The following is a 13,733-nucleotide window of genomic DNA, read 5'->3' on the forward strand; positions in this document are numbered from 1 at the left end:
CCCGGTCGCGGCGATGGGGACCTCTCCCCTGTTGCCGGCCTTGCGACGGGTCAGCATCGGGGCGCTCCGATGCCTGCTGGATCACCCAGATAGGTGTGACCTGCAATGATGTACCGGCCTACGTTCCGGTAGGAGCCTGATTCAATGCGCCACCAACGCTGCATGCCCACCCAGCCATCCGACTGGTCGATGTAGCAACGGACAACAATCTTCCCTTGATCCGAGGTGTACATCCATGGCGGCTGGTTGCCGCCCTTGCCGTCACACGTGAACCTGTTTGGATCGTAATTGGCTCCACCAAGGGTGTAACTGCAGGATCGTTCCACGGCACCGGGGTTCATGGTGGTGGTCCATTCCCCCTTCTTGCCGGATGTGGCGCTGGCGCTGGCTACCGGCCCACCGGTACCCAGGGAGTTGAAGGTCTGCACGTCAATGGTCCGTGTTTGTTCGTAGCCGCCGGTATTGATAGTCCGGCTGCCGGATGCCGCAACCGTCTCCCACGCGCCGCCGTTGATCCTGATCTTGGTGGTCTTGACGTCATTGGTGGATGTTGAGGGCGAGGACCAATTGAGGGTGACCGAGGGATCATTCATCGCACCGTTCGTTCCCGATGCCGACGGCGTTCCGGGCGAACCATACGGCGTGGCCGTAGCGGGAGCACTCGCATCCGAGCTCGGTGCAACGGAAGATTGGGCAGTCACCGTGATGCTGATGGCCTGGCCATTGGCGAAACCTCCAACGGTCTGCCCCGGTTGGATGGGGCCGGACTGGCCGGTGCTGGCGCGGTAGGTGTAACTGACTTCATTGGCGCTTGAACCGTTGCGTTGGGCTTGGTTCAACACTGTGAAGTTGATGGTGAGCTGGCCGCCTGCTCCCCCGGTGTTGGCCGGTGTGGCACTGACGTTGCCCACGGTTCCCAGCTTGCCGGTTGCCCGCCGTGGAGCAGAGGCCGCACTGACCGCACCCTTGCCGGCCTTGTTCTCGGCCTGAACAGTGAACGTGTAGCCGGATTCCGAGTTATTCGCCGTGAAGGTAGCTGTACGGGTATTGCCCGGAACGGTCTGCGTCTGCGTAGCGCCGCTGCCGCCGCTCATGGTGACGTAGTAGTTCTTGATGGGGTCGCCGTTGATGTCCGGCTCTGTCCAGTCAGCCCGGAGCTGGTTCTGCGAACCCACGGAAGACACGACGGCGGTGGTGGGCGCCGCCGGGGCGCCGGGGAGACCGGCCGGGTGGTCTTCGGCGGAGTACAGGCTCCAGTCGGAAGGTCCGAGCTCGTTGACCGCCTGGGCCCGAACCTTGTAGTTGACTCCGTTGGTGAGTCCGGTCCAGGTGTAGGAGAGTCCGGTGACCTCGTTCTTGACCGCCACTCCGTTGCCCGGGGGCGGGGAAATCTCAAGGTTGTAGTGCTTGACGGGTGAGCCCTCGGTCTTCGCGGGGGTCCACGTGATGGCCAGGTCCTTGTCCCCGGCTTTCACGGCGGGAGCGTCCGGCGGGGACGGCTTTTCGTCAGGCTTGATCTCGTTGGAAGCCGGCGACGCACCGGACTCTCCGACCTCGTTGGTGGCCGTCACGGTGAATACGTAGCTCACGTTGTTGGTGAGCCCCGTCAGGGTGCAGGTGGTGGTGGGGCATTCCTGTTGGAATCCCGCAGCCTTCACGGTGTATTTGGTGATGACTGCGCCGTTGTCCGACGGCGGGGCCCACTTGAGGACGGCGGTGCGGCTCCGGACATCGGTGGCAGCAGGCGCGGAAGGAGCATCGGGCTTATCCCGGACAGTGATGCGGACGCGGCCCACTGCCTGGCGGCTCGGATCGTCAGTCTTGTCCTTGATGGTGTAGCGGACTACCAGCACGCCCTTTGAGCCCGCGGACGGCGTCACCGTGATGGAGTCGCCCGAGATTTCGGGCTGCCCGGCTGAACCCATCTCCACCACCGCGGACACGATGCCCAACGGCTCGCTGAACGGATTGAAGTCATTGCCGAGCACATTGACGGTTTGCGGCTTGCCGGCATCGGCCTTCTCCACGGCGTCGTCGTTGGCCACCGGTTTGGGCCGGTTGGAGGACACCACCGTGACGGTCACGGCCGCACGGACCGGATCGGACCGGCCGTCGGTCACCTTCAGCGGCACCACGCCGCGTGCGCCCGGGTTGAGGGATCCGCCGGGCGTGATTTTCAGGACCGTGCCGTCGATCCGGGCCTCGAACCCGCCGGGCTGCTGGCCGTCGAATTCGAACTTCAGTTTGCCCTGGTCCTGCTCATCCACGTCGCCGGCGAGGTTCGACAGGTCCAGTTCGGTGACATCGCCCTGCGGAGCGTCGATGACGGCACCGCTGAAGGTCGGCGGATGGTTGGCATTGGGATCCGGCAGGACCTTGGTCATGATGGTGAGCGTGGACTTCAGCCCCTCGGGATCGTCGGGACCGGAACCGTCCGTGACCTCGAACGTCACAGAGCCGGGACCCACGTAGTCCGCCTGCGCAGCGTAGCGAAGGGCACCGCCGTCGCCCGCAATGACATTCAGCGGGTCACCGCCCTGGACCTTGATCTTGTCCGCCACCGTGATCCGCGGGCTGCGGCCGTCACGGACCTTGACCCACTCCTTCAGTGACAGCGTCACTTCCTTGCCCGCGGTGACTTCCACGACGTCGGTCTTGGAAAGGGTCGGGTACTGGAGGCCCTGTCCGGGAATCCACATGACAGCCGTGGCCGTTTGGCCGTCAATGTCCGTCACTGTGTACGGAATGAGCTGGTCCTGGGGCGCCAGCGTGACCACCACGTTTCCCGAGGTGCCCACACGGGCGTTGGGGTTGCCGTCAGGCAAGGAGATCTTGAGGTCTTCGGCTACCCCGTCAGGATCGGAATCATTCTTCAGGACGGGCACGTCCACCGCGGTCTTCCCCAACGTCTCCGCGAGGGTCACATGGTCATCAACGGCGATCGGTGCATGCAGCGGGGCCGACGGACTGGTCTGGACGCGGATCACGGCACTTGCTTCGGCCTTCTTGTCATCCTGGATCCGGTAGCCGATACTCTCCACGCCGGCGGTACCCGGCGCGGTCAACACCGCTTTACCGGCAACGGCTTCGACCTCCAGCCCGGGTTTGGCATCGAACGTCGGCACCAAGCCGATGGGGTCGCCGTCGGGGTCGGAATCGTTGTTGAGGACATCGACGGCGACGCGCCGCCCTGGACGCACGTCGATGGCGTCATCCACTGCTATTGGCTTTTGGTTGTCTGCTTCCGCCGGCGCGATACCGACAATGACGTTGCCGGTATTTTCCGCGCCGATGCGGTCCTTCACGCGGTAGCTGAAGGTGTCGGTCCCCGCCGATTTACCGCCGGCCGTGTACTCCAGGTAGCCGTCGCGGAGTACGGCGGTCCCCAGGGACGGGGCTTTGTCGATGCCGATCACCTGGACCGAGTCTCCGTCGGCGTCGATGCCATCCAGCGGAACAGGGATCTTGACTGTCATTCCCGCCACCGCACGGGCCGTCAGGTTCTTCGGCTCCGGCCGGGTGTTGGTGGCGTCGTCCCGGGCCCTGATCCGGATGGTGACCTGTTGGGAATCCGATTGGCCGGAAGCGTTGGTGACCTTGTAGATCGCGTAGACGGTCTTGGCCTCTTCTCCGGCAATGAAACGGAGGGTCTTGCCGGCCACGAACATCCGGCCGTCCGCCTCGTCCGGCTGCTGTGCGAGGACCGGGTCCAGGGTGAGTTCGCCCCCGTTGGGATCCGCATCATTTTCCAGCACCGGGATGGTCACCACGTCGCCTGCCCGCACCGTGACGTCGTCGGGCTTTGCCTGCGGCGCCTGGAGCTTGGTGGGCGCCGGCACCACCTGGACCGAGATGTCACCGGTTGCAGAAGCCTTGCCGTTGGAGATGGTGTACTTCAGCGACAGCTGGCCTTCGGCGCGGATGTCAGTGATCTTCACGACCGAGTGGTCCAGTACGGCCACGCTGACGGGCAGGCCGTCCACGGCCGTCACCGACTGCACCACCAACACGCCTCCAGCCGGGTCCGAGTCGTTGCCGAGGACATCAACCACTGTGCTGCCTCCGCTCGGCAGGAGGGCAATATCCCGCACGGCAACCGGCGCGTCATCGCTGTTTCCCGAGACCACGTCTACCCGGACCAACTGCTGCGCGCTCGCTGGCCCGTTCGTCACCATGTAGGTCACGTAGTGGGCGCCTACGGCACCGGAGTTGAACGTGAACGTCTGCTGGTCAGGCCCGATGACCGCCGTGGACTGCCCATCGGGTTGGGCCTGCGCCAGGCGGAGCGTTCCGCCCTGGGGATCGGTGTCGTTCTTGAGCGGCGCAATCACGGTGTCCTGGCCGGCCACCGCAACGACGTGGTCAGCGTTGGCGATGGGCGGCAGGGCTCCGGGGGCGCGGACGTCCACGACGACCTGCCCATCGGTACTGTCGGTGCCGTCCGACACCGTCACCGTGATGGTCTTGCGGCCGGGACCGGTTCCGGAATCCTGGAAAGTCAGCAGGCCGTCGGGCCTGATCCGGACCTGGTCGGCAGGATCGCTGCTCGAGGCCGACACGGCAAAGATGTCGTCGCCGTCGGGATCGATCCAATCCGTCAGGATGTACTGGTTGGCTATCTTGCCGGCCTGCACCACCAGCGTGTTGTTGCGGTTTGGCTTGGGCTGCGGCGCGTTGTTTTCCTCCGGCGGCACCACCCGCAGGTCCACCTCGGTGGCAGCGGTTCCTCCGCGGCCGTCGTCCACGGAGTATTTGAAGGTTTCGGTGCCTGTGGTGCCGGCCGGCACCGCAATCTGGAAACCCGTCCCCCCGTAAACCGGGGACAATGCTCCCGATTTGAGCGGTTCGGCCGCACTGACGGTCAGGACGTCGCCGTCGGAATCGGCATCATTGTCCAGTACCGGCAGGATGGTGGTCTTCCCGGCGCGCACTCCGAAGGAATCGGGTTTGGCCACCGGCGGGGTGTTCGGCTTGCTGCGATCCGGAAGGACTGTTTGCTGGACTTCGTCGGCGGAGTCCTTGTCTGCATCGTCCGAGGTCTGCTGGGGCGGAATGACATCGTCCCAGTTGTTCACCAGCTGCATGTTCTGGTTGACCATCCAGACGTTGCCCGAGTTGACGTCGTTGAGGACCACGAGGTCGCGGTTGACCCGGAAAACGTACGACGGCGACGCACTCGCCTGGGGCACGTCGGCGCGGCGGTTGTCGGCTTCATTGCTGCACTCCCGGACGTACTTGTTGGCCCCGGACCACGCCCCGTAAGTGCACGTACCCACATGGACAGGCGCCGCCGGGGTCCCTTGCCCGTCGGCACGAACGGTTGTGGCCGTGCCGCCGTCCAAGGGCTGCAGCAACAGGGCATCCTTCGTGGCGATGGCCACGGTGCCGGCCTCCGGACCGGCCTGCTGCAGCTTGGCGTCCCTGGCATCGGCGAGATGGACCACTGAACCGCCCGGCAGGATGATGTTGCCGTTGGCCTGGTTCAGCACAACCGCCTTGCCGCCAACGGCCGTGAGCTGCACGTCGCCGTCGGCTTTGAGGGAATCGTCGGAGCGGACCTGCGAGTCGACGACGTTGCCGTCCGCATCCACTGTGGTGGCGGTAAGCTTCCCTGCTTTGGGGTCCAGGGTGTGGATGGTGTCGTCCGTCCCCACAACGGACGTGATGCCTTGGGACTGTTCGAACAATGGCGTGGATTCATCGCTGAAGCCGCCCAAGGAGGTGGGCGAAACGGCCCACACTTTGCCCTTGGCTGAATCAGTGACGGCCAGGACTTTGCTGCCGAAGCTGACGTGGGCCGCTCCCGGAAGCTGCTGGTCCCCGCCCAGGCGCATGTTGGCGGCGCTGACCGGGTTGATCGTCGCCCCGCCGGCGTCGTCAATGAAGATGTCGCTTGCCTGTTGAAGGATCTCGAAGTCGTCGCTGGCCGGAGTGACGGCACCGTCGAGGGATTTTGAAGGGTAATTCAGCCGGCCGGCGGCGTTCTTCGATTTGCTGACAACCCAGACGCCGCCGTCGTTGAGGTCCACCTCGGTGGTTTTGAAACCCGGGTAGAGGATGGCTCCGGTTACAAGCACAGCCGCAGCTGCCGTGAAGGCGGTGACACCCAGGATCCTGGCGTGCCGCTTCCGTGATGATTGCCGCTTGGGCGCTCGTTGGGCGGGCCTCCTGCTCGGAGCCATGGACTTCCCCCGGTTAAGTAGGCAGCCGTCACCCTCCGCGCGGCTGGCTTGACGCGAACAGTCCCCAAGCCTACCGGGTTAATCCATCGATTTGCGAAGATGTGACCTGGACTACTGCCGCCCCTCCACTCAGTCCAGGACGAGCCCTTTGCCCCGGCCGCGGGCCAGCATGACGGGGTGGATCTCCCCGAAGCCGCGGACGTTTTCCGAGGCCTGCGGGATCAACACAAAGCGTTCATCCTGGCCAAGGGCGGCCGCGGTCATGGCATCAACCAGCACAGTGCCGGGCTGCGCCAGGCTGGTGAGCCGTGCGGCGAGGTTGACCGTGGGCCCGTAGATGTCGCCAAGGCGGGAAAGGATGCGCCCCCAGACCATGGAGACCCTCGCCTGCGGGAGGATCTCATCCTCCGTGAAGGCCTGGGCCAGGGCAAGGGAGATCTCCGCACCGGCCGCAGGCGTCTCGGCAATGTACAGGACTTCGTCACCGACTGTCTTGACCAGCCGACCGCCGCCAATGGAAATGATCTCGGCACACTTGTTCTCGAAACGCTGCACCATCTGCGCCAGCGTCTTCTCGTTCATGCGCCGGGAGAGGCTGGTGTAGGAGACCAGGTCCGCGAAGCCCACCGCACGGGCCAACGGCAACGGCGAATCGTCTTCGTCGCCTTCGCGGCCCTCTTCGCTGGCCTGCAGTCCGGCTTCCGCCCTGACTGCCAGCCGCTGCACACCGGCATTGAGCTGGCGGCGGTAGGAGTAGACGAGGATCTCCTCCAGCGAATCCACCAGGGCAGGCAGCTGGCCCACCAACTGCTTGCGCGCCACGGCATCGCTGATCCCTTGTTCCTGGACCATGTCCTCCACCAGGGCCTCGATCTGCCAGACCACCATGCGGTCCGTCATCTGGCCAATGGAACGGGTGATGGAGATCGCGGCTTCTTCCGTCAGGAGACCGGCACGGACGAGGTCAAGAATGGTTGTCAGGGCAGCCTGGTCGCGCTCAGTGAAGGCAACGTCGTCGTCACCGAAGTTTGGAAATCCGAGAGCGCGCCACAGTTTTCGGGCAGAAAGCACCGACACGCCGGCACCGGCAGCAATCTCACGACGGCGGAGCTTGCGTTCACCGCCCAGCAACCTGGCTTCCAGCGCTTTGATCGCGAGGCGCTCTGCGGACATGACACCGGTAGGGGGTCCGGTGGGTATGGCCTTGGCTGGTTCCGGTACCGCGTCTTCATTCTCTGAAGGTTCGGGTACGGCGTCGAACTCCTGGTCCAGGTCCTCGTCGGACTGATCCTCAACGCTCATCTCTTCCACCTTCTCTCACTTCCCACGGCAAACCACTCACATCGACATCCGGCAGAACTTCACCTTCAAGAACCTCGCCCCGGGGCAGCTGGTCCATGGCATCAAGAATGAAGCCCCGGAATTTCCCGACTTCCGGGACATCCTTCAACAGGTAAATCCCCGAGTGCCCGGTATCCAAGGATATATTCCCCGAGCGCAAGGACCGCTGGATCATGCCCTGTTCGATTCCCACATTCCGGACAGCCATCAAGGACACCTGCCACTCACCGCGGCGGAACATTCCGGACTTGGCCAGGACCCTGCGGCTGGTCAGGATGTAGCGAACGGAATGCCAGCGCAGCACCCGTTTGAGGCAATATGCGAGCAGGACCCATGCCGCCAGGCCAAGGCAGGCTCCTACGAGCCAAGGAGTCCAGGCCGCCGTGATGAACGGGGCCAGGCGCTGTGGATTCCCCTTGATAATCCAAGCACATGCGTATCCTGCCAGTGCCGGAACCAGGACGAAGACCAGCGCCGGAAAAACGAGTGAACGGGCCTGCTGGCGCGTGATGGTCAGGACCTGCTCCCCCGGAAGCAGTTCTTTACGCATAACCGCTTTCTGTGGCACGCAGGTGCACCACATCCCCCGCAGTCACCACATGCTCCCGCCCGCCGTGGTCCACCACCAGCAACGATCCGTGGTCGTCCAGGCGCGAGGCGTGTCCCACCAGCTCATGGTCGCCCGGCAGGTGGGCCCGCACTTCGCGGCCCAGGGTGATCATGGCCGATTCCACCCTCTTATGCAGAGACGGACCACCTGCGAGCCCGGCGTGCGGATCGCCCTCGGCATTGCAGAAGCTGCGGTACAGCCTGGTGAAGTGCGTCAGGTAACCCTTCAGCAACGCCGTTCGATCCGTCGTCGTGCTACCTTCGAGGGCAAGCGACGTGGCCGTCGGGACGGGCAGTTGGTCCTCAGTCAGGGTGACATTAAGGCCGACACCCAGGATGACGGCAGGTACGGAGCCGTCGCCAAGCGCCGTTAGTTGCGCCAGGATGCCGGCGATCTTGCGCCCGTTGACCAGGACATCGTTGGGCCACTTGATCTGCGCCTTCACGCCTGCCGTCTCCTGCAGCGCTTCCCGCAGCGCGATGGCAGCCAGGAGGGACAACCATGAATAGCTTTGGGTGGGGACCGGCATGCCGTCCGCCGTGACGGGCCGCAGCACCATGGAAACAGAAACTGCGGAGCGTTCAGGGGATTCCCAGTGCCGGTCCAACCGGCCTCGCGCAGCGGTCTGGTGCTCTGCGGTCAGGACGGCCAGGTCTGCCCATTTTTTGGGTTCCATGGTCACGGCGCGCACCAGGTCGGTATTGGTGGACCCGGTGGACTCCACGACGTCGAGGCGGGAGATGCCGGTAGCGGACAGGAAATCAGGCGCCAACAGCGACCGCTGATCCAGTGCGGGGTTTTCCCCGGAACCGGGGCTTTCACGTGGGGCGGGCTGTTGGGCATCCATAGCTGAATCCTATCCAGTCAAGGAGCTCCAGGCTCTCCTCCGAGGGTATGAATCCGGTCAGAGGAAGATGTCCGGGACCAGGCGGTCCTCCGGCGCACCGAGGCTGTAGGGGGCGAAGTCGGAAACCCCTGCCGCGCGCAGGACCTCTTCATCGGTGTAGAAGTTGCCGCTCGTGGAACCGCCCGCCGTAAGGTTGGCACCCGTCAGGATCGCATGGGCTGCATCGGCCATGATCTCCGGACCACGCGCAGCCTTGACCATCTGCCGGCCGCCGGGCATGTTCCGGATGGCCGCAGTGTCAATCAGCGTGCAGGGCCACAACGAATTGACGGAGACGCCATCATCCTTGAGTTCCTCGGCCAGGCCCAGCGTGGTCAGGCTCATGCCGTACTTCGCCATGGTGTACGCCAAGTGCATCCCGGCCCACTTGGGATCCAGGTTGAGCGGCGGGGACAGCGTCAGGATGTGCGCGTGTTCCGACTCGCGCAGTGCCGGCAGCGCCAGCTTGGACAGCAGGAAAGTGCCCCGGACGTTGATGTCCTGCATCAGGTCGTAGCGCTTCATGTCGATCGCGTCCGTGCGGGACAGGTCGATGGCCGAGGCATTGTTGACCACGATGTCCACGCCCCCGAAACGCTCGACGGCGGCACTCACGGCAGTGGCGACGTCGTCATCATTCCGGACGTCCCCGACGATCGGCAGGGCCTGTCCGCCGGCGGCGACCAGCTGCTCCGCGGCCGTAAAAACCGTGCCTTCGAGCTTCGGGTGCGGTTCACCCGTCTTGGCCATGAGCACGATGTTGGCGCCGTCGCGGGCGGCCCGGGTGGCAATGGCAAGACCGATCCCCCGGCTCCCGCCGGACATGATGATGGTGCGGCCTTTGAGCGAGCCGGTGGCAACGTAAGCGGCATTGCTTTGAGTCATGCAGCCACTCTAACCCAAAGATGTTACTGACGGGTAACATCACTCGTGCCCCGGCAAGCAGCGCAGGCAGGGCTTCGGGCTTGGGCGCAGAAAATTGTAGGGTTTCTACAGCGGTTCGCGGCTATTGCGTCACTAGACTGGCCATCAGGGCCTGTTCTTTGTACGGAAGCTACTTAATCAGCTGTTTGCCGAACCAGAACCGCGCCAGCGAATATCAGCTACAGAGCCGGAGACACTTGATGAGCCACGATCTGACAACGACAGCGGGAAAGATTGCCGACTTCCGCGACCGCCAGGCCCGTGCCGAGCAGCCTTCCGGCCCGGAAGCGATAGAGAAGCAGCATGCGCGCGGCAAGAACACTGCCCGCGAGCGCATCGAGCTGCTGGTTGATCCCGGATCGTTCGTCGAGTTCGACGCCCTGGCTGTCCACCGTTCCACCGCCTTCGGCATGGAAAAGAAGAAGCCGCTCGGCGACGGCGTCGTTTCCGGCTACGGCACCGTTGATGGCCGCCTGATCGCTATCTACAGCCAGGACTTCAGCGTCTACGGCGGCTCCCTGAGCCAGGTCAACGGCGAGAAGATCGTCAAGGTCCAGGAATTCGCCCTCCGCAACGGTTGTCCGGTGGTTGGCATCAACGACGGCGGCGGCGCACGGATCCAGGAGGGCGTCGCGTCCCTGGCAATGTTCGCGGACATCTTCCGCAACAACGTGCACGCATCCGGCGTGGTCCCCCAGATTTCCCTCATCATGGGTCCGTGTGCCGGCGGCGCCGCATACTCCCCGGCGCTCACCGACTACGTGGTGATGGTGGACAAAACCTCACACATGTTCATCACCGGCCCCGACGTCATCAAGACCGTCACGGGCGAGGACGTGGACATGGAGACCCTGGGCGGCGCCCGCCAGCACAACGCCACCACAGGTACCTCCACCTACCTCGCCTCCGATGAAGCCGACGCGATCGAGTTCGTCCGTGAACTGCTCGACTTCCTGCCGTCCAACAACCTCTCCGAAGCCCCCGTGGTGGAGCACGACCAGGAACTGGAACTGGACGAGGACGACCTCGCCCTGGACGGGCTCATCCCTGATTCCGCCAACCAGCCCTATGACATGCGCAAAGTGATCGAGCAGATCGTCGATGACGCGCACTTCCTGGAGATGCAGTCGCTCTACGCCCCGAACGTCATCATCGGTTACGGACGGGTGGAGGGGCACACCGTGGGCATCGTGGCCAACCAGCCCATGCAGTTCGCCGGAACCCTGGACATCTCCGCCTCGGAGAAGGCTGCCCGCTTTGTCCGCCACTGCGACGCCTTCAACATCCCCATCATCACGCTGGTGGACGTCCCCGGCTTCCTCCCGGGCAAGGACCAGGAATTCCAGGGCATCATCCGCCGTGGCGCCAAGCTCCTGTACGCCTACGCCGAGGCAACTGTCCCGAAGCTCACTGTCATTACCCGCAAGGCGTACGGCGGGGCCTACATCGTGATGGGTTCCAAGAAGCTTGGAGCCGACCTGAACCTTGCCTGGCCCACCGCACAGATCGGCGTCATGGGAGCACAGGGTGCGGTGAACATCCTCTACCGCCGCGACCTTGCCGCCGTTGCCGAGGCAGGGGGCGACGTTGAGGCCCGCCGTGCCGAGATCATCCAGGGCTACGAGGAAGAACTCCTCAACCCGTACCAGGCTGCTGAGCTTGGATACGTGGACGCCGTCATCGCGCCGTCGGACACCCGCCTGCAGATCATCCGGGGCCTCCGTGCACTGCGGGACAAGCGGGCCAGCCTGCCCACCAAGAAGCACGGGAACATTCCCCTGTGAGCGCGGCAAAGAGCCCCCTGCCGGCCGAGGAGCCGGCACTGCCCATGTTTTCCGTGGTCAAAGGCGATCCCACGCCGGAAGAACTCGCGGCACTTGCCGCCGTCGTCGCCTCTGTGGGAGTACCCCCGACGCCGGAGGCAGCCAAGCCGAACGTGCGCCACTGGGTGCGCCGCCAGCAATTGCGGCTGGACCCGACCCCGGGTCCGGGCGCATGGCGCCGCAGCCGCGGCTAAAGCTTTCAACAACCCTTTCACGTGACGGAGGTGGCGGCTAGGCTCTGGGGGTGACTACTGCAAACACCCCCGTACGCGCCAAGACCGCCATCGACGCCGTAGCTGATGCGTACACAGAAAAGCTGATCGAACTCAACCCCAGCTTCGCCACCACCTTGGGGTTGCCGGGACACGAAACCGAGTACCAGGACTTCTCCCCGGCGGGGGCCGAAGCCCACGCCGAAGCCACCCGGAAAGCCTTGGAAGCGCTGGCGGCCCTGGAACCGCGCGACGATACCGACGCGGTAACCCTCGACGCCATGCGCGAGCGTCTGGGCCTGGAGCTGGAAATCCACGAGTCCGGTTGGGACGCCGCGGACCTGAACAACATCGCTTCCCCGGCGCAGGACATCCGGGCCATCTTCGACCTCATGCCCACGGACACCGTGGAGCAATGGGAGCACATTGCCGGCCGTGCGGCCAACGTTCCGGAGGCCATTGCCGGTTACATCTCGTCCTTGCGCGCCGGCGCAGCCGCAGGGAAGGTTTCCGCAGCACGCCAGGTCCGGATCGTCATCGACCAGACCAGCCGCTACGCCGCCGCGGACGGTTTCTTCGCAAAACTCGCCTCCGATGCCCTCGCCGGCGGGGCGCCGTTGCCGGCGGACGTCCAGGCAAGGCTCGACGCCGGAGCCTCCGCGGCCCGCGAAGCGTACAGTTCGCTGGGTGATTTCCTGCGGGACGAACTACTCCCCCAGGCCCCCGACAAGGATGCTGTCGGGAGGGAACGGTACGCCTTGGCGTCGCGGTCCTTCCTCGGTGCCGCCGTCGATCTTGAGGAGACTTACGCCTGGGGCGTGCAGGAGCTGGAACGGCTCATCTCCGAACAGGAGAAAGTGGCAGGGCAGATCAAGCCCTGGGCAAGCATCGAAGAAGCCAAGGAAATCCTCAACAACGATCCCTCCCGGCAGATCAAGGGCACAGATGCCCTCAAGGCCTGGATGCAGGAGCTGTCGGACCGGGCAGTCGCAGAGCTGGCCGACGTGCACTTCGACATCCCGGATGTCATGAAGACCCTGGAGTGCATGATCGCCCCCACCGACGAGGGCGGCATTTACTACACCGGCCCCTCCGATGATTTCTCCCGCCCAGGCCGCATGTGGTGGTCCGTCCCCGCCGGCGAAGACACGTTCACCACGTGGAGCGAAACCACCACTGTGTTCCACGAAGGCGTGCCCGGCCACCACCTGCAAGTAGCTACGGCCACCTACCGCCGCGAACTCCTCAACAATTGGCGCCGCAACGTCTGCTGGGTCTCCGGACACGGCGAGGGCTGGGCACTTTACGCCGAGCAGCTCATGTTGGAACTGGGGTACCTCAAGGATCCCGGCGACCACATGGGCATGCTGGACGGCCAGCGCATGCGTGCCGCGCGTGTGGTGTTCGACATCGGAGTGCACTTGGAGCTGCCCGTTCCCGAACGCTGGGGCACCGGAACATGGACCCCGGAGAAGGGCTTCGACTTCCTCAAAGCCAACCTCGACATCAGCGAAGGCCAACTCCAGTTCGAATTCGCCCGCTACCTGGGCTGGCCGGGACAGGCTCCGTCGTACAAGGTAGGCCAGCGCTTGTGGGAACAAATCCGCGCCGAACTCGAGTCCCGCGAAGGCTTCGACCTCAAGTCCTTCCACAGCAAGGCCCTGAACATAGGCTCGGTAGGCCTGGATGTGCTGCGAAGGGCTCTGCTGGGCTGAGTATTGTCGGGGAGAGTAACGTCACAAACGCACAGGGAAT

At 64.5% G+C, this 13,733-nt stretch carries 8 protein-coding genes; 3 read left to right on the forward strand and 5 right to left on the reverse strand.

Translation table 11 applies throughout. The features are described 5' to 3' along the window. Nucleotides 1-50: 50 nt before the first annotated feature. The 5 genes from HMI59_RS14635 to HMI59_RS14655 form a co-directional block, all read right to left on the reverse strand. On the reverse strand, nucleotides 51-6,182 hold the full coding sequence (locus HMI59_RS14635) for an Ig-like domain-containing protein (RefSeq protein ID WP_193591703.1): 6,132 nt from the start codon (nucleotides 6,180-6,182) through the stop codon (nucleotides 51-53). A gap of 129 nt (nucleotides 6,183-6,311) precedes the next feature. Beyond that, nucleotides 6,312-7,484: an adenylate/guanylate cyclase domain-containing protein gene (locus HMI59_RS14640; RefSeq protein ID WP_193591704.1), complete on the reverse strand. Its 1,173-nt coding sequence runs from the start codon at nucleotides 7,482-7,484 to the stop codon at nucleotides 6,312-6,314. Next, on the reverse strand, nucleotides 7,474-8,073 hold the full coding sequence (locus HMI59_RS14645; RefSeq protein WP_193591705.1) for a PH domain-containing protein: 600 nt from the start codon (nucleotides 8,071-8,073) through the stop codon (nucleotides 7,474-7,476). The genes HMI59_RS14640 and HMI59_RS14645 overlap by 11 nt, the downstream gene beginning before the upstream one ends. Continuing rightward, nucleotides 8,066-8,980: a biotin--[acetyl-CoA-carboxylase] ligase gene (locus tag HMI59_RS14650; protein WP_193591706.1), complete on the reverse strand. Its 915-nt coding sequence runs from the start codon at nucleotides 8,978-8,980 to the stop codon at nucleotides 8,066-8,068. The genes HMI59_RS14645 and HMI59_RS14650 overlap by 8 nt, the downstream gene beginning before the upstream one ends. A gap of 57 nt (nucleotides 8,981-9,037) precedes the next feature. Next, complete coding sequence (locus tag HMI59_RS14655; protein ID WP_193591707.1) at nucleotides 9,038-9,904, reverse strand: NAD(P)-dependent oxidoreductase; 867 nt, start codon at nucleotides 9,902-9,904, stop codon at nucleotides 9,038-9,040. 239 nt (nucleotides 9,905-10,143) lie between these two features. On the opposite strand from HMI59_RS14655, the gene HMI59_RS14660 reads away from it, so the two are divergent. The 3 genes from HMI59_RS14660 to HMI59_RS14670 are packed head-to-tail and all read left to right on the forward strand — an operon-like array spanning nucleotide 10,144 to nucleotide 13,693. Continuing rightward, entirely contained in the window at nucleotides 10,144-11,727 is a 1,584-nt protein-coding gene (locus HMI59_RS14660; RefSeq protein WP_021471400.1) for an acyl-CoA carboxylase subunit beta, read from the forward strand. Between the two features lie 44 nt (nucleotides 11,728-11,771). Continuing rightward, nucleotides 11,772-11,960: an acyl-CoA carboxylase epsilon subunit gene (locus tag HMI59_RS14665; protein ID WP_083261817.1), complete on the forward strand. Its 189-nt coding sequence runs from the start codon at nucleotides 11,772-11,774 to the stop codon at nucleotides 11,958-11,960. A gap of 50 nt (nucleotides 11,961-12,010) precedes the next feature. Then, the gene (locus HMI59_RS14670; RefSeq protein WP_193591708.1) at nucleotides 12,011-13,693 is read left to right on the forward strand and encodes a DUF885 domain-containing protein; all 1,683 of its coding nucleotides are present in this window, start codon (nucleotides 12,011-12,013) and stop codon (nucleotides 13,691-13,693) included. The last annotated feature ends 40 nt before the right edge of the window (nucleotides 13,694-13,733 follow it).

Origin of the sequence: Paenarthrobacter sp. YJN-5 (genome assembly GCF_015040095.1) — a bacterium.
Classification (GTDB): domain Bacteria; phylum Actinomycetota; class Actinomycetes; order Actinomycetales; family Micrococcaceae; genus Arthrobacter; species Arthrobacter ureafaciens.